The 17,221-nt window shown below is 59.8% G+C and carries 11 protein-coding genes, 3 tRNA genes and 1 pseudogene; 7 read left to right on the top strand and 8 right to left on the bottom strand.

Annotated features, from left to right (window positions below; translation table 11 throughout):
- Nucleotides 1-18: 18 nt before the first annotated feature.
- From LJU32_12880 to LJU32_12870, 3 genes are all read right to left on the bottom strand, one after another.
- Nucleotides 19-94: transfer RNA gene (locus LJU32_12880), tRNA-Val, on the bottom strand.
- A gap of 188 nt (nt 95-282) precedes the next feature.
- Nucleotides 283-359 (bottom strand) — tRNA-Asp (locus LJU32_12875).
- 19 nt (nt 360-378) lie between these two features.
- Nucleotides 379-454 (bottom strand) — tRNA-Val (locus LJU32_12870).
- A gap of 158 nt (nt 455-612) precedes the next feature.
- Here LJU32_12870 and rdgC point away from each other — a divergent pair.
- From rdgC to sugE, 3 genes are all read left to right on the top strand, one after another.
- On the top strand, nt 613-1,533 hold the full coding sequence (rdgC, locus tag LJU32_12865; GenBank protein ID WKV90903.1) for a recombination-associated protein RdgC: 921 nt from the start codon (nt 613-615) through the stop codon (nt 1,531-1,533).
- Nucleotides 1,534-1,677: 144 nt separating this feature from the next.
- Nucleotides 1,678-2,643 carry a bile acid:sodium symporter family protein gene (locus LJU32_12860; GenBank protein ID WKV90902.1) on the top strand — a complete coding sequence of 322 codons (966 nt, stop codon included), beginning with the start codon at nt 1,678-1,680 and terminating at the stop codon, nt 2,641-2,643.
- 119 nt (nt 2,644-2,762) lie between these two features.
- Nucleotides 2,763-3,077: a quaternary ammonium compound efflux SMR transporter SugE gene (gene sugE, locus LJU32_12855; protein WKV90901.1), complete on the top strand. Its 315-nt coding sequence runs from the start codon at nt 2,763-2,765 to the stop codon at nt 3,075-3,077.
- 103 nt (nt 3,078-3,180) lie between these two features.
- Here the strand turns inward: sugE and LJU32_12850 are convergent.
- The 3 genes and pseudogenes from LJU32_12850 to LJU32_12840 all read right to left on the bottom strand — a co-directional run bounded on the left by LJU32_12850 (nt 3,181) and on the right by LJU32_12840 (nt 7,600).
- Nucleotides 3,181-5,050, bottom strand: a pseudogene (locus LJU32_12850) (MFS transporter).
- Nucleotides 5,051-5,146: 96 nt separating this feature from the next.
- Complete coding sequence (locus tag LJU32_12845; GenBank protein WKV90900.1) at nt 5,147-6,292, bottom strand: TDT family transporter; 1,146 nt, start codon at nt 6,290-6,292, stop codon at nt 5,147-5,149.
- Between the two features lie 120 nt (nt 6,293-6,412).
- A complete protein-coding gene (locus tag LJU32_12840; GenBank protein WKV91089.1) occupies nt 6,413-7,600 on the bottom strand; it encodes an MFS transporter in 1,188 nt (395 codons plus the stop codon).
- Nucleotides 7,601-7,702: 102 nt separating this feature from the next.
- On the opposite strand from LJU32_12840, the gene LJU32_12835 reads away from it, so the two are divergent.
- Together LJU32_12835 and LJU32_12830 are read left to right on the top strand one after the other, a co-directional pair.
- On the top strand, nt 7,703-8,245 hold the full coding sequence (locus LJU32_12835) for a TetR/AcrR family transcriptional regulator (protein ID WKV90899.1): 543 nt from the start codon (nt 7,703-7,705) through the stop codon (nt 8,243-8,245).
- A gap of 222 nt (nt 8,246-8,467) precedes the next feature.
- Nucleotides 8,468-11,938, top strand: coding sequence for a PAS-domain containing protein (locus tag LJU32_12830; GenBank protein WKV90898.1), 3,471 nt, complete (start codon nt 8,468-8,470; stop codon nt 11,936-11,938).
- A gap of 1,528 nt (nt 11,939-13,466) precedes the next feature.
- Here the strand turns inward: LJU32_12830 and rmuC are convergent.
- Together rmuC and LJU32_12820 are read right to left on the bottom strand one after the other, a co-directional pair.
- Nucleotides 13,467-14,831, bottom strand: coding sequence for a DNA recombination protein RmuC (rmuC, locus tag LJU32_12825; protein ID WKV91088.1), 1,365 nt, complete (start codon nt 14,829-14,831; stop codon nt 13,467-13,469).
- A 175-nt stretch (nt 14,832-15,006) separates the two neighbouring features.
- Nucleotides 15,007-15,330, bottom strand: coding sequence for a sel1 repeat family protein (locus LJU32_12820; GenBank protein WKV90897.1), 324 nt, complete (start codon nt 15,328-15,330; stop codon nt 15,007-15,009).
- 911 nt (nt 15,331-16,241) lie between these two features.
- On the opposite strand from LJU32_12820, the gene LJU32_12815 reads away from it, so the two are divergent.
- A complete protein-coding gene (locus LJU32_12815) occupies nt 16,242-16,466 on the top strand; it encodes a hypothetical protein (GenBank protein ID WKV90896.1) in 225 nt (74 codons plus the stop codon).
- Between the two features lie 270 nt (nt 16,467-16,736).
- Nucleotides 16,737-17,219 (top strand): hypothetical protein, encoded by a 483-nt coding sequence (locus LJU32_12810; GenBank protein WKV90895.1) that lies wholly within the window; start codon nt 16,737-16,739, stop codon nt 17,217-17,219.
- Nucleotides 17,220-17,221: the final 2 nt, after the last annotated feature.

Below are 17,221 nucleotides of genomic sequence, written 5' to 3'. Positions count from 1 at the left end.
CGAAACGCTTGAAACGAATGGTGGGTGATGACGGGATCGAACCGCCGACATTCTGCTTGTAAGGCAGACGCTCTCCCAGCTGAGCTAATCACCCTTTGCTTCGTTACGGGGCGCATTATGCCACATGTTTTCGTAAAGTGTTGATTTAATTGAATATTTTTCAAAAAATCTGAAAACCGGTGAAACGATACATCCCGCGGGTACAACCTTGAGACAGAAAAAACCCGCTTCAGCGGGTTTTTCCGTGGCGACCTGGCGTTCAGTGGTCCAGGTTACCGAATATGGCGCAGCGGACGGGACTCGAACCCGCGACCCCCGGCGTGACAGGCCGGTATTCTAACCGACTGAACTACCGCTGCGCTAAACACTTGAAACGAATGGTGGGTGATGACGGGATCGAACCGCCGACATTCTGCTTGTAAGGCAGACGCTCTCCCAGCTGAGCTAATCACCCTTCGCTTCGGTGTGGCGCGCATTCTACGGAGCACCCCAACCTCTGGCAAGCACTTTTTTAAATAATTTTCCGAGGCCTTCCAAAGGCTTAGAGAAGGGTTGGCCTATGCCCCGGCGAAGACAATAATGCCCCCTTTGTATAAAGGAGTGACTCGCCCCATGTGGTTCAAGAACCTGCTGATCTATCGCCTGACCCAAGACCTGCCTGTCGATGCCGAGGCGCTGGAAACTGCACTGGCGACCAAACTGGCGCGGCCGTGTGCAAGCCAGGAGCTGACCACTTACGGTTTCGTCGCACCCTTCGGCAAGGGCGAAGATGCGCCGCTGGTGCACGTCAGCGGCGATTTCCTGCTGATCTCTGCGCGCAAGGAAGAACGTATTCTGCCGGGCAGCGTCGTGCGTGACGCCGTCAAGGAAAAGGTCGAAGAGATCGAAGCCGAGCAGATGCGCAAGGTCTATAAGAAGGAGCGCGATCAGATCAAGGATGAAATCATCCAGGCGTTCCTGCCGCGCGCGTTCATTCGTCGTTCGTCGACCTTCGCCGCCATCGCGCCGAAACAGGGCCTGATCCTGGTCAACTCGGCCAGCCCGAAACGCGCCGAAGACCTGCTGTCGACCCTGCGCGAAGTGATCGGCACCCTGCCCGTGCGCCCATTGACCGTGAAAATGGCACCGACTGCGGTGATGACCGAGTGGGTCACCACACAGAAAGCCGCCGACGATTTTTATGTGCTGGATGAGTGTGAACTGCGCGACACCCACGAAGACGGCGGCATCGTCCGCTGCAAGCGCCAGGACCTGACCAGCGAGGAAATCCAGCTGCACCTGAGCACCGGCAAAGTCGTCACTCAGCTGTCGCTGGCCTGGCAGGACAAACTGTCGTTCATGCTCGACGACAAGATGACCGTCAAGCGCCTGAAGTTCGAGGATCTGTTGCAGGATCAGGCGGAACAGGACGGCGGCGACGAAGCCCTGGGCCAACTGGATGCCAGCTTCACGCTGATGATGCTGACCTTCGGCGATTTCCTGCCGGCGCTGGTTGAAGCGTTGGGTGGGGAAGAGATGCCGCAGGGGATCTGACTCTGACGAGTATTTAACCTGTGGGAGCGAGCCTGCTTGCGAATGCGGTGTGCCAGTCAACATTAATGTGTCTGGCTCACCGCATTCGCGAGCAGGCTCGCTCCCACAATGTTTTGTGGTGTAACCAAAAATAAGGATCAAGCCATGCGCGCATTGGCTGCACTCAGCCGCTTTGTCGGCAATACCTTCGCTTACTGGGTTCTGATATTCGCCGTCGTGGCCTTCCTGCAACCGGCGTGGTTCATCGGCCTGAAAAGCGCGATCGTACCGCTGCTGGGTCTGGTGATGTTCGGCATGGGCCTGACCCTCAAACTCGACGATTTCGCCGCCGTTGCCCGCCATCCGTGGCGGGTGGCGCTGGGCGTGATTGCTCATTTCGTGATCATGCCCGGTGTGGCCTGGTTACTCTGCCAGGTGTTCCACCTGCCGCCGGAAATCGCCGTCGGGGTGATTCTGGTCGGCTGCTGCCCGAGCGGCACCTCGTCAAACGTGATGACTTGGCTGGCGCGCGGTGATCTGGCGCTTTCCGTGGCGATTGCCGCTGTCACCACCCTCCTCGCTCCGCTGCTGACCCCGGCACTGATCTGGCTGCTGGCCTCGGCGTGGTTGCCGGTGTCGTTCATGGAGCTGTTCTGGTCAATCCTGCAAGTGGTGCTGCTGCCGATCGTTCTCGGCGTGGTCGCGCAGCGTTTGCTCGGCGACAAGGTGCGGCATGCGGTGGATGTGTTGCCGCTGGTGTCGGTGGTCAGCATCGTGATTATCGTCACCGCCGTGGTCGCGGCGAGTCAGGCGAAAATCGCCGAGTCCGGCCTATTGATCATGGCCGTGGTCATGCTGCACAACAGCTTCGGTTATCTGCTCGGCTACTTTACCGGGCGCCTGTTCGGCCTGCCGCTGGCTCAGCGCAAGTCGCTGGCACTGGAAGTCGGCATGCAGAATTCGGGCTTGGGCGCGGCATTGGCCAGTGCGCACTTCTCGCCGCTGGCGGCAGTGCCGAGTGCGCTGTTCAGCGTCTGGCACAACATTTCCGGGGCGCTGCTGTCGACGTACTTCCGGCGCATGAGCGAGAAGGAAGACCGCGACAACCTCGCGCAACGCGCTGCCGACTGAGCTGAAAACTTGATCCTCGGGTTAATGCTCGTCACTATATTGCGCAACGCGGGGACGACCCTGCGGCTCGATCGAGTCATTAATCTGGGGACGACCCCGTCAATCGATGGAGGTTGTGCATGTCCTGGATCATTCTGTTTTGCGCCGGCCTGTTCGAAGTCGGCTGGGCCGTCGGCCTGAAATACACCGACGGCTTCACCCGCCCGCTCCCCACCGCCCTCACCGTTGCCGCCATGGCCATCAGCCTTGGTTTGCTCGGTCTGGCGATGAAGGAATTGCCGTTGGGTACGGCGTATGCGATCTGGACCGGTGTCGGTGCCGTGGGCACGGTGATCGCCGGGATCATTTTGTTTGGTGAATCGATGGCGTTGATTCGGCTGGTAAGTGTGGCGTTGATCGTTACCGGGTTGATCGGGCTCAAGGTCAGCGCTTAGGCCACCGGCCCCATCGCTGGCAAGCCAGCTCCCACAAGATGGGTGTACACCATCGAACCTGTGGGAGCTGGCTTGCCAGCGATGAGGGCCGTCCAGTCAACGACTATCTAACGGATCCGCGCAATTCCCCCACCAACACCTGCAACTTCGCCGGCTCGGTCCCTTCGGTAATCGCCGGCCCCGCCACCAGCGTCACCCGCGACCACAAGCGATGGAACAAGCCCTTGTTCGGATCGCGACTGAAGAAACTCCCCACAATCCTTGCAGCGCCAGCGGAATCACCGGCACCGGGGTCTCTTCGAGAATCCGCGTCACGCCGCCGCGAAACTCATTGATCTCGCCATCGGCGGTCAATTTGCCCTCCGGGAAAATGCACACCAGCTCACCGTCCTTCAGATACTGAGCGATGCGGGCGAAGGCTTTTTCGTAGATCTGGATATCTTCCTGACGCCCGGCAATCGGGATAGCGCCCGCCGTGCGGAAGATAAAGTTCAACACCGGCAGGTTGTAGATCTTGTAGTACATGACAAAGCGAATTGGCCTACGCACGGCACCGCCGATGAGCAAGGCGTCAACAAACGACACGTGGTTGCACACCAGCAGCGCCGCGCCTTCGTCCGGGATCGCTTCAAGGTTGCGGTGTTCGACGCGGTACATGGAATGGCTGAGCAGCCAGATCATGAAGCGCATGCTGAATTCCGGAACGATCTTGAAGATGTAAGCGTTGACGCCGATGTTCAGCAGCGACACCACCAGGAACAGTTGCGGGATCGACAGTTTGGCGACGCTCAACAAGACGATCGAAACAATCGCCGACACCACCATAAACAGCGCGTTGAGAATGTTGTTGGCGGCAATCACCCGCGCCCGTTCGTTTTCAGCCGTGCGCGACTGAATCAGCGCGTACAGCGGCACAATGTAGAAGCCACCGAAAATGCCGAGGCCAAGGATGTCGATCAACACCGCCCAGGTGTGCACGAAGCCCAACACGGCAACCCAGCTATGGCCGGTGACGCTGTCCGGGATTCCCCGGAATGCCACCACAGCAACAGGCCGAACACGGTCAGGCCAAACGAGCCAAACGGCACCAGGCCGATCTCGACTTTGCGCCCGGAGAGCTTCTCGCAGAGCATCGAACCCAGTGCGATCCCTACCGAGAACACCGTCAAAATCAACGTAACCACGGTTTCGTCACCGTGCATCCATTCCTTGGCGTAGGCCGGGATCTGCGTCAGGTAAATCGCCCCGACGAACCAGAACCACGAGTTGCCGACAATCGAGCGTGACACCGCTGGCGTCTGGCCCAGACCGAGTTTCAGGGTCGCCCAGGATTGACTGAAAATGTTCCAGTTCAGACGCATCTCCGGCGACGAGGCCGCCGCGCGCGGAATGCTGCGGCTGGCCAGATAACCCAGCACGGCAATGCCGACGATCGCTGCGGAGACTACCGGCGCGTAGTGCTCGGTCGACATCATGATCCCGGCACCGATGGTGCCGGCGAGAATTGCCAGAAACGTGCCCATTTCCACCAGACCGTTGCCGCCGACCAGTTCATCGTCGCGCAAGGCCTGCGGCAGGATCGAATACTTCACCGGGCCGAACAGCGCCGAGTGCGTGCCCATGGCAAACAGCGCCACCAGCATCAGCGACAGGTGATCGAAGAGGAAGCCGATCGATCCTACGGCCATGATCGCGATTTCCGCGAGTTTGATCAGACGGATCAGCGCGTCCTTGGCGAATTTTTCCCCGAACTGCCCCGCCAGCGCCGAGAACAGGAAAAACGGCAGGATAAACAGCAGCGCGCAAAGGTTGACCCAGATCGAGCGGTCGCCCTCGATGGTGAGCCGATAGAGGATGGCAAGGATCAACGACTGCTTGAACACATTGTCGTTGAACGCGCCGAGCGACTGGGTAATAAAGAAGGGCAAAAAGCGCCGGGTGCGCAACAGGTTGAACTGTGAGGGGTGACTCATCTTCCGTGTTTCCTGATGTTAGGTAGAGAGGCCTGGGTGCTTGTTATTGGAATGCCGCACCGCGATCCAGGCCACACCTTACCTAAACTTTGCAGATTATTTCTTCAAACCTGCAATACACGGCGAGACAAACAGCTCGCCACGCCACGCGCCCTGCACGGTGCGCTTGCCGACAATCAGCCACATCGCTGCGAGCAGGATCACCAGCGCGGTTCCGAACACGCTGAAAAACGTCAGACCGAGAATGCTCGCCAGTTTCAGCGTTGCCAGCGAATAAACGCCCAATGGAAAAGTGAAGCCCCACCAGCCAAGGTTGAAGGGGATGCCGTCACGCAGATAACGCACAGTGATCAACAGCGCCATCAACATCCACCACAGACCGAAGCCCCACAGGGTGATCCCTGCCACCAGCCCCAAGCCCGAAGCGATTTCACCGACGCCGGGCAGGCCATTCACGGCAAAAATCGCTGGCGCCTCACCGCCCAACAGCAGCATGCCCAGCGCACCGGTGCCGATCGGACCGAGGGCCAGCCAGCTCGACGCGGCCATGTTTTCGTGGGGCAGTTTGTGCAAGGCCATGCGCAACAACAGGATGGTCAGAATGCTGAACGCCACCGGCAGGGAAAAGGCCCAAAGCACATAGCTGGTGGTCAGTACGATGAGTTGCGCATGGGCGTCAGTCAGATGCGGGGCGAGCAAACCGCCACTGGCTGCTGCCACTTCCGCCGCCACCACCGGCAGCAACCAGACCGCCGTCATCTGATCGATGCTGTGTTCCTGGCGGGTAAACATCATGTACGGAATCAGCACACCGCAGGCCAGCGACATCGCTACATCGATCCACCACAACACTTCAACAAGCTGGATGACACCGTCGCCCCAGCGCGGCAGGCCGAACTGTATAAAGCCGTTAATGATCGTCGCCAGGCCCATGGGGATGGTGCCGAAGAACATCGATACGGTGGAATGACCGAAAATCCGCCGCGCCTCGTCAAAGAACAAAATCCAGCGCGCGGCGTAGGCAGCGGTAAACAGGCTGAACAAGAGAATGTTGAACAGCCACAGCCCCTCGGCCACGGCGCGCAATTCGGGTATCGCCAGTGGCAATTGCGCCAAGGCCAGCGCCAGCACACCGGTACCCATGGTCGCGGCGAACCAGTTCGGGGTGAATTGGCGGATCACTTCACGCGGATGTTGAAGCTGGCTGAAAGGTTTGTAGCCGGGGTGACGCTGTTGGGGCAAATCATCATGAACTCCTGTCCTCTGGTGAGGTTGAGCCCATGGTAGATCCGAATCGAATATCGATATAACGGGTAATATCTCTAACTGTTATCTGTTTTGCAGATAAGTCTCTACATGCGCTCAAGGAGCGCTGCAAACTCTGCCTGTCTGCGGACGCAGACTGAGCAGCAGCGCAGCCAAGGCCAGCACGATCAACACAACGCCGTAACCATCAGTGGTCGCCAGCAACCCGAAACTGCGCGCCAAGTGCCCGGCAAGCAACGCCGGCAAACAGAACGCCAGATAACTGAGCACGTAATACGCCGACATCAACCCGGCTCGTTCATGCGGCAAAGCCAGAGGTACCAGGCTGCGCACCGCTCCGAGAAAGCCCGAACCAAAGCCGCAACCGGCGACCAGTGTGCCGAAGAAAAACAACGACAGACTGGCGCCATGCACGCCGAGCAGAATCAGCACTAGCCCAACCGGCAGCAAGCTCGCACCCAGCCGCAGCGCCTGAGCGGCCGGACGATTGCGCATCATGAAAATCATCAACGCACCGGTCACGGTGAGCGCCGCGACCGTCGCACCGCCGATCAGATTGGAGGTAGAGCCCGTGGCCGTGCGCACCAATGACGGTGCCAGCGAGGCATAAAAACCACCGAGCGCCCAGGTTGCGGTGTTCAGCGGCAGCACTCGCCACAACGTTGAACGCGCTTGCACCGGCACGTGCAGGGTCGGTCGCAACGACGCCAGCGCCCCACCTTGCCGCGAGACACTCTCCGGCAGGCGCCAGACATACACGCCCTGCAACACGAACAGCGCCAACAGTAACCAGTAAGTCAACTGCAACGGCGCCGGCGCGAATTCTGCCAGCAAGCCACAACCCAAACCGCCCAGCGCCATCCCCAGTAACGGCGCAACACTGTTGATCAGCGGCCCCTGCTGACGGTCGGTGTCGAGCAGCGTTGCGCTCAATACGGCAGTGGCCATGCCGGTGGCAAAACCCTGCAACACCCGTGCGCTGATCAACCAAGCCACGCTATCGGCATAGATGAACAGCAACATGGCCAGCGAATTGAGCAACACGGCGGCGAAGATCACCGGTTTGCGTCCGAGATGGTCAGAAAGCGAACCGACCGTCAGCAACGCTGCCAACAGACTGAAAGCATAAACGGCGAAGATCAGCGTCAATATCGCTGCCGAGAAATGCAGTTGATCCTGATACAAGTGATACAACGGCGTCGGCGCGGTGGAAGCGGCGAGAAAACTGAGTAAGGTGATCGCCAGAAACCACAAGCTGGACCGGTGGGAAGCGACACTATTCAAGGGGCTTGTCATGGGCATACTCCGCAAAAGCTAATTTTTGCTTTTGCGGAGTGTGCTACCGCCTCGCGCTTAAAGCAAATTCTTTGTGTTAAGGTCTGCCGCATGGCTATTAGAGAAGGTTTACGCCCCGGTGGCCGCAGTGCCCGGGTGCAAGAGTCGATTCATTCGGCGGTCAATGCGCTGCTGCAAGAGCAGGAACGTTCCACCGTGACCGTCCCGCAAATTGCCGCCCGTGCGGGGGTCACGCCGTCGACGATCTATCGGCGCTGGGGCGATCTGGCGGCATTGCTCGCCGACGTCGCCCTCGCCCGCATGCGTCCCGACAGCGAACCGGCAGAGACGGGCAGCCTGCGCGGCGATATCCGTGCGTGGGCCGAGCAATATCTGGACGAGATGAGCTCGGAGGTCGGGCGCAACATGCTGCGTGACGTGCAGGCGAGTGCGACGCCTGGCTATTGCGTGACGATCATCGGTGCGCAGTTGCAGACCATTGTCGATCGCTATCCGCATGAGAAAACGCCGAGTGTGGATCGCTTGATCAATCTGGTGGTGGCGCCGGTGGTGTTCCGGATTCTGTTTTCGGCGGCGGCGCTGGAGGTGGATGAGTTGCATCGGTTGATCGATATTGCATTGCGGCAGGACTGACGCCTTCGCGAGCAGGCTCGCTCCCACAAGGGAATGCATTCCAACTGTGGGAGCAAGCCTGCTCGCGAAGAGGCCCGCCCGGTCACCACAAAAACCACCCGGTACCCCGCCTGCGACACCCCGCCACGCCACGACCTTGGTCGACACTGACTAACCGCCGCGCCCGTGCGAGACTGTCCGCCCGGGCAGGAGTGCCGGGGAGTCTTTTGTCGGGAGTGCTGCATGTCGTTGTCCACCGGGCTGATCGCCGTCGTTGCCCTGGCCTACATGGCCATCATGTTCGCCATCGCCTTCTACGGCGACCGTCGCAGCACACCGTTGCCGCCGCGGGTGCGTGCCTGGGTATACAGCCTGTCGCTGGCGGTTTACTGCACCAGCTGGACGTTTTTCGGCGCGGTCGGTCAGGCGGCGGAACAACTGTGGTCATTCCTGCCGATCTACCTCGGGCCGATTCTGCTGCTGGTCGGCGCGCCGTGGGTCCTGCAAAAAATGGTGATGATCAGCAAACAGGAGAACATCACCTCCATCGCCGACTTCATCGCCGCGCGCTACGGCAAATCGCAATCGCTGGCGGTGGTGGTGGCGCTGATTTGTCTGGTCGGCGTCTTGCCCTATATTGCCCTGCAACTTAAAGGCATTGTCCTCGGCGTGAACCTGTTGATTGGCGCCGGCGCCGATGCCATGGGCACCCGCGCTCAGGACACGGCGCTGATCGTGTCGCTGGTGCTGGCGTTGTTCACCATCGTTTTCGGCACGCGCAACCTCGATGCCACCGAACACCACCGTGGCATGGTGCTAGCGATCGCGTTCGAATCGCTGGTCAAGCTGTTCGCCTTTCTCGCCGTCGGCGCCTTCGTCACGTACGGCCTGTATGACGGTTTCGATGACCTGTTCAATCAGGCGATGCTCGCCCCGCGCCTTGAGGCGTACTGGAAGGAAACCATCAACTGGCCATCGATGGTGGTGCAGACCGGCGTGGCGATGATGGCGATCATTTGCCTGCCCCGGCAATTTCATGTCACCGTGGTAGAGAACATCGACCCGCAGGATCTGCGTCTGGCGAAATGGGTGTTCCCTGCCTATCTGGCTTTGGCCGCATTGTTTGTAGTCCCGATCGCCCTCGCCGGTCAGATGATGCTGCCCAGTCACGTGCTGCCCGACTCGTTCGTGATCAGCCTGCCGCTGGCCCAGGCCCATCCGGCGCTGGCGATGCTGGCGTTCATCGGTGGTGCCTCGGCAGCGACCGGCATGGTGATTGTCGCCAGCGTCGCGCTGTCGACCATGGTTTCCAACGACATGCTGTTGCCGTGGCTGTTGCGCCGCAACAACGCCGAGCGCCCGTTCGAAGTGTTCCGCCAGTGGATGCTCTCGGTGCGCCGGGTGAGCATCGTGGTGATTCTGCTGCTGGCCTACGTCAGCTATCGCTTGCTTGGCTCGACCGCGAGCCTGGCGACCATCGGCCAGATCGCCTTTGCGGCGGTAACGCAACTGGCGCCGGCGATGCTCGGCGCGCTGTACTGGAAACAGGCCAACCGTCGCGGCGTGTTCGCCGGTCTCGCCACCGGCACTTTCCTCTGGTTCTACACACTGGTGTTGCCGATTGCCGCGCACAGTCTCGGCTGGTCGCTGGCGAGTTTTCCGGGCCTGGCGTGGCTGCACAGCAATCCGCTGAACCTGCCGATCACGCCGTTGACCCAGGGCGTGGTGCTGTCGCTGGCCGGTAACTTCACCGTGTTCGCCTGGGTCTCGGTGCTGTCGCGCACGCGAGTTTCCGAGCACTGGCAGGCCGGGCGTTTCATCGGTCAGGAAATCAGCGCCCGCCCGAACGGACGCTCGATGCTGGCAGTGCAGATCGACGACCTGCTGCAACTGGCGGCGCGTTTCGTTGGCGAAGAACGCGCGCGGCAGAGCTTCATTCGTTTCGCCTACCGCCAGGGCAAAGGTTTCAACCCCAACCAGAACGCCGACAGTGAATGGATCGCGCATACCGAACGCTTGCTGGCCGGTGTCCTTGGCGCTTCTTCGACACGCGCCGTAGTAAAGGCTGCCATCGAAGGTCGGGAAATGCAGTTGGAGGACGTAGTCCGTATCGCTGACGAAGCCTCGGAAGTGCTGCAATTCAACCGTGCGCTGCTGCAAGGCGCGATCGAAAACATCACCCAGGGCATCAGCGTGGTCGACCAATCGCTGAAACTGGTGGCATGGAACCGGCGTTATCTGGAGTTGTTCAACTACCCCGACGGCCTGATCAGCGTCGGCCGCCCGATCGCCGACATCATTCGCTACAACGCCGAACGCGGTTTGTGCGGCCCCGGCGAAGCGGAAGTGCACGTTGCACGACGCTTGCACTGGATGCGTCAGGGCCGCGCGCATACCTCCGAGCGGCTGTTCCCCAATGGCCGGGTGATCGAGCTGATCGGCAACCCGATGCCCGGCGGCGGCTTCGTCATGAGTTTCACCGACATTACCGCGTTCCGCGAAGCCGAACAGGCACTGACCGAGGCCAACGAAGGGCTGGAACAACGGGTCAGCGAGCGCACCCAGGAACTGTCGCAACTCAACGTCGCGCTCACCGAAGCCAAGGGCAACGCCGAGGCGGCGAACCAGTCGAAAACCCGCTTCCTCGCCGCCGTCAGCCACGATTTGATGCAGCCGCTTAATGCCGCACGGCTTTTCTCCGCTGCCCTCTCCCACCAGAACGAAGGTCTGAGCCCAGAGGCGCAGCAGCTGGTGCACCACCTCGACAGCTCACTGCGTTCGGCGGAAGACCTGATCAGCGATTTGCTGGACATCTCGCGCCTGGAAAACGGCAAGATCAACCCGGATCGCAAGGCCTTTGCCGTCAACGAACTGTTCGACACCCTCGGCGCGGAATTCAAGGCGCTGGCGCAAGAGCAAAAGCTCACGTTCCGGGTGCGTGGCAGTCAGTTGCGCATCGACAGCGACATCAAACTGCTGCGGCGAATTCTGCAGAACTTCCTCACCAACGCTTTCCGCTACGCCAAAGGTCCGGTGCTGCTGGGCGTGCGTCGACGCGGTGGTGAGTTATGTCTGGAAGTCTGGGATCGCGGACCGGGCATTCCGGAAGACAAGCAGCAAGTGATCTTCGAGGAATTCAAACGCCTCGACAGCCACCAGACCCGCGCCGAGAAAGGCCTGGGCCTGGGTCTGGCGATCGCCGACGGCCTGTGCCGCGTGCTCGGGCATACCTTGCGCGTGCGTTCATGGCCGGGGCGCGGCAGTGTGTTCAGCGTGACGGTGCCGATCGCCCGCGCGCAAGCGCCTGCAGTTAGCGCCACGGTGGAACTGAACGGCAAACTGCTCAGCGGCGCGCAGGTACTGTGCATCGATAACGAAGACAGCATTTTGATCGGCATGAACAGTCTGTTGAGCCGTTGGGGCTGCCAGGTGTGGACAGCGCGCAATCGCGAAGAATGCGCAGCGATATTGAATGAAGGTGTGCGGCCGCAACTGGCGCTGGTCGACTATCACCTCGACCACGGCGATACCGGCACAGAGCTGATGGCGTGGTTGCGCACGCGCCTGGGCGAACCGGTGCCCGGCGTGGTCATCAGCGCGGATGGACGCACGGAGACCGTCGCGCAAGTGCATGCGGCGGGCCTGGATTACCTGGCCAAACCGGTGAAGCCGGCGGCGTTGCGGGCGCTTTTGAGTCGGTATTTGCCTCTGTAGAAGGTGACCTTGCAGACGTTATCGCGAGCAGGCTCGCTCCCACATTTGGATTTGAGTACAACCGCAAGTAACAGGTCGGCTGTCAGGCCGCTTTCGCGAGCAAGCCCGCTCCCACATTTGGGATTGGGTACAACCGCAAGGAACAGGTCGGCTGTCAGGCCGCCTTCGCGAGCAAGCCCGCTCCCACATTTGGGATTGGGTACAACCGCAAGGAACAGGTCGGCTGTCAGGCCGCCTTCGCGAGCAAGCTCGCTCCCACATTTGGATTTGGGTACAACCGCAAGGAACAGGTCGGCTGTCAGGCCGCCTTCGCGAGCAGGCTCGCTCCCACATTTGGATTTGAGTAAAACCGCAAGTAACAGGTCGGCTGTCAGGCCGCTTTCGCGAGCAAGCCCGCTCCCACATTTGGGATTGGGTACAACCGCAAGTAACAGGTCGGCTGTCAGGCTGCTTTCGCGAGCAAGCCCGCTCCCACATTTGGGATTGGGTACAACCGCAAGGAACAGGTCGGCTGTCAGGCCGCTTTCGCGAGCAAGCCCGCTCCCACATTTGGATTTGGGTACAACCGCAAGGAACAGGTCGGCTGTCAGGCCGCTTTCTCGAGCAAGCTCGCTCCCACATTTGGATTTGGGTACAACCGCAAGGAACAGGTCGGCTGTCAGGCCGCTTTCTCGAGCAAGCTCGCTCCCACATTTGGATTTGGGTACAACCGCAAGGAACAGGTCGGCTGTCAGGCTGCTTTGCGAGCAAGCCCGCTCCCACATTTGGATTTGGGTACAACCGCAAGGAACAGGTCGGCTGTCAGGCCGCTTTCTCGAGCAAGCTCGCTCCCACATTTGGATTTGGGTACAACCGCAAGGAACAGGTCGGCTGTCAGGCCGCTTTCTCGAGCAAGCTCGCTCCCACATTTGGATTTGGGTACAACCGCAAGGAACAGGTCGGCTGTCAGGCTGCTTTGCGAGCAAGCCCGCTCCCACATTTGGGATTGGGTACAACCGCAAGGAACAGGTCGGCTGTCAGGCTGCTTTGCGAGCAAGCCCGCTCCCACATTTGGGATTGGGTACAACCGCAAGGAACAGGTCGGCTGTCAGGCCGCTTTCGCGAGCAAGCTCGCTCCCACAAAAGCAAAAGCAAAAGCAAAGCAGCGAAGCTGCCCGCGGCGAAGCTGCCCGCGGCGAAGCCGCCCCACTCAACAATGAGCGTTAGCTCGAGTGCTTTTGATCTTGCTTTTGATCCACCGGCGACGTCGGAAGGCTGAGTGGAGGGATTGATCCGGGGTGGGAGCGCAGCGACCGTCTGGCGCAGCCAGACACAGCGCAAGGAGGTGCAGCGAAGCAAACCGTAGCCGCTGCGCCCGGATCGATCCCGCAGCGAAGGAACCCGAGCCTGCGAGGGCCGAACGCAGGAGCAAGCGTTTTTTTGCTTACTTTTTTTAGGCGTTTGTAAAAAAGTGAGTCGCCGTAAGGGCGAAACCGCCAGCCGCATCACCGCAGCAAGGGATATGCCCCCAATCAGCCAAACAAAGCCTTTACTCAGGCAACTCAACCAACCCATCAACGTCCGTCATCGCCCGCTCCAGCAAATCCGCCGGCAAGCTCTTGCTCGCCCGCGCACCGAGCAACTTCAACTGCTCACTGCGGCTGACCAGATTACCGCGCCCTTCTGTGAGCTTGTTACGCGCCGAGCTGTAAGCCTTGTCCAGTTGCTGCAGACGATTGCCCACTTCGTCCAGATCCTGAATAAACAGCACGAACTTGTCATACAGCCAACCCGCGCGCTCGGCGATTTCCCGGGCGTTCTGGCTCTGCCGTTCCTGCTTCCACAGACTGTCGATCACCCGCAACGTAGCCAACAGCGTGGTAGGGCTGACAATCACGATATTGCGGTCAAAAGCGTCCTGAAACAGCGACGGCTCAGCCTGCAATGCCGCAGAAAACGCTGCTTCGATCGGTACGAACAGCAAAACGAAATCGAGGCTGTGCAAGCCTTCCAGACGCTTGTAATCCTTGCCGGCCAGACCTTTGACATGATTGCGCAGCGACAACACATGCTGCTTGATCGCGATCTGCCCCAACGTGTCGTCATCAGCCGCAACATATTGTTGATAGGCCGTGAGGCTGACTTTCGAGTCGACCACTACCTGCTTGTCGCCGGGCAGATAAATGATCACATCGGGCTGGAAGCGCTCACCGTCCGGGCCCTTGAGATTGACTTGGGTCTGATATTCGCGGCCCTTCTCCAGACCCGCGTGCTCAAGAACGCGCTCGAGGATCAGTTCGCCCCAATTGCCCTGGGTTTTCTGGCCCTTGAGCGCGCGAGTCAGATTGGTCGCTTCGTCGCTCAGACGCAGGTTCAACGCCTGCAAACGCTCCAGCTCCTTGGCCAGCGAAAAGCGCTCGCGGGCTTCGGCCTGATAGCTTTCTTCAACGCGTTTTTCAAAGGACTGGATGCGTTCTTTCAATGGATCGAGTAACTGCCCGAGCCGCTGCTGGCTGGTTTCGGCAAAGCGCTGCTCACGCTCATCGAAGATCTTGCCGGCCAGCTCGGCGAATTGCGCGCGCAGTTCGTCGCGCGAGCCTTGCAGGTCGTTGAGACGTTGTTGATGGCTTTCCTGTTGTTCGCGCAGCTCGGCACTCAGCGAGGCGGCATGGGCGTCGAGGCGGCGCAACTCGGCATCCTTGTTGGCGCGTTCGAGGTTCCAGGCGTGGGAGGCGTCGCGGGCGTCATCGCGCTCCATCTGCAGCAATTCCACTTCGCGGCGCAGGGCGGCGAGGTCTGCCTGTTTGGCGGCATTGGCCTGGCCGAGATCGGCGATCTCATCGCGGCTGGCTTCAAGCTGCGCGGTGAGGCCATCCTGAGCCAGTTGCGCCATGGCCAGGCGCTCTTCGAGCAAGGCCAGATTAGCCTGGGCGTTGCTGGCCCGGCGTTGCAGCTGCCAGGCCAGTGCCAGCAGCGGCAACCCTGCTGCCGCAAGACCGAGCAATACGCTGGTCAAGTCCATAGCCATAGCGACTCCTGCCAATCGGATAAAGCCTGAAGGTTAACCAAGGTGTCAGGGCTTGGACAGCTCAGTCTTCGATCAGACCGAGTTCCTGCTGCGCGCGACGGTCACCGGCGCGGGCGGCCTGACGCAGCAGCTCCTGACCGATACGCCGGTCACGGGCATTGCCGCACTCCCGGCAAATCAATTGGCCGAGACGGCTCTGTGCAGCGACCACACCTTCACGGGCCGGTTGCTTGAGCAGACGGCCGGCCAGGTGCTTGGCGCTGGGACTGTCGCTCAGGCGCGGCGCATCGAGCAGCCATTCAGCCACGCGCACGGAAAAACGCTTGGGAGCGGTCACGGAGGTCGGGTTGGAGGTAACAGAGTCTGATACTGAGCGAAACTTCATAAAGCACTGCGGGACAGATCGGAAGGCGCGCCACTTTACTCTCTTTTTCTTACAGGTAAAGTCGAAAAAACCCGGCACGCCCGTCCTAGAGCAAGCGCTAGGGACAATCCACAGAAGCTGTGGATAAGTCAGTGGACAACCGCTCTCTGATCCTCGCAAAGCCTTATGGAATGGGGCTCGCAGTCAAACTGACGATTTTTTCACCAACAAAAAAAGACGATATTTTTCATTGACTTAAACTTTTGATACAGGCAGCGACTGGAGTCAGGATCGATGTGACAGTTGCGTTACGCTCTGCGCAACTAATGTGCACAAGTACCTGTGAGCCGGTTATATGCGTGCGCTTTTTCGGGTCATTTTGCGCAGCTGCGAGCGACCGAAAGGCTCTGCGAAAAGCATGCACGCCGACGGACGGTGCGACACGACCTTTCCCTGTGATCCTTTTTTTGGTCGTGGGGTTTGCTTCCCTCGAACGGATCCGTTACTATCCGCGGCGTTAGTACCAAGCTGAAAGTCAATTCCGGTCGAACATCCCCCCACGGTCAACTTCCAAACAAGAAGCTACTGCCGAAAAAAGCGGGAACGACCCCTCGATGGTTTCCAGGTAAATCTTGCGACGACGCTGCCTTTGAATGAAAGCAAAGGGCGTTGCGAAGAACACTTACTCTGACCGAACCAACCTGCAAATTGATCAGGATCTTCACCCCGGGCCCAGAACCTTTGCCCTCGCTGTGATGCCTGTCCTCCTAAGTACCTACCTGCCAGCCCAAGCGCGCTTACTTATCAGCGCTTCAAACTGGCTGCTTTGTTCCAGTCGGGTTCTTCGTTCGATCAATGGTGATCAACGTTACTGGAACGTTTTAACGTTGCACGGTTCTTATCCGTGTCATTTGTAGGAACACCTAATAACTATGTCTACTCAAATCCAGACTCAGGATGCCATTCGCACCCTAACCAACGCTTTTGCTCCAATGAACTGCCTGATCATGGCCGCTCGCAAAGGCTGCTTCAGCTTCACCGTGGTCAATGAACACGGCATCGCTCGTCACAGCGAGCGTTTGTACCCCGATCAATACTCCAGCGCCGAACCGCTGCAGGCCGTGATCGAGCGTACCCGGCAGGCACTGGTTGCCTGAAAGCCGGACAGGCTGCAAAAGCAAAGCCCTGCTGAAAAGCGGGGCTTTTTATTGCCTGATATTTCACTGTTAACGCTGCGCTTCTAAGCAGGTTCCGATCTAACGCCGGGAAAGCCATGGCGGAAATATTTTAAAAACAGTCCTTTACACGCTGAATATGACACTACACTTCAACTCAAGCGGCGTGACCCGCTTGCGGCGAGCCTGAGTCGATCCACAGCTGCCAAAGCCCTTCAGGACTCGCCCTCAACAACAAGAACCGAGGGTGTTATGGGTATCGCTGCCAGCGAACTGTGCCGCTATGTGATCCGTCCCACATTGATCTATCTGGGACGCCACTGCGCAACCGCCGAATCCCTGCTGCTGGGTATCGCTGCCAGCCAGTCCGCCCTCGGGTCTGCCCTGCATGACCGCCGTGGCCATGGCCTCTACCGGATCGCCGAGCATCGCCATCAGGCACTCTGGGACGATTATCTGGCGCTCGATCCGGAGCGCGCCAGCCTGGTGCGCGGCTTGGCCAGTCAGCATGCGTTCCTCAGCGGCCCGCATCTGGAACTGACCGTCAACCTGCGTTACGCCACGGCCATCGCCTGGCTACTGGTGGAAGAACAAAACCCCACCCTCCCCGCTCCGACCGACCTGCTCGGCATGGCCCGCATCTGGCGCCAGACCTTTCAACCGCAAGGTCGCCTGCGCGACTTCACCTATGCCTGGCAAACCTGTGTTTCACCGCTGAATCAGGTCGCTTGCTGACC

The sequence above is a fragment of the Pseudomonas sp. B21_DOA genome (genome assembly GCA_030544685.1).
In the GTDB taxonomy this organism is placed as follows: domain Bacteria; phylum Pseudomonadota; class Gammaproteobacteria; order Pseudomonadales; family Pseudomonadaceae; genus Aquipseudomonas; species Aquipseudomonas fluorescens_AO.
The sequence above is the reverse complement of the archived record's forward strand: the minus strand, read 5'-3'. Positions and strand labels throughout refer to the sequence as shown.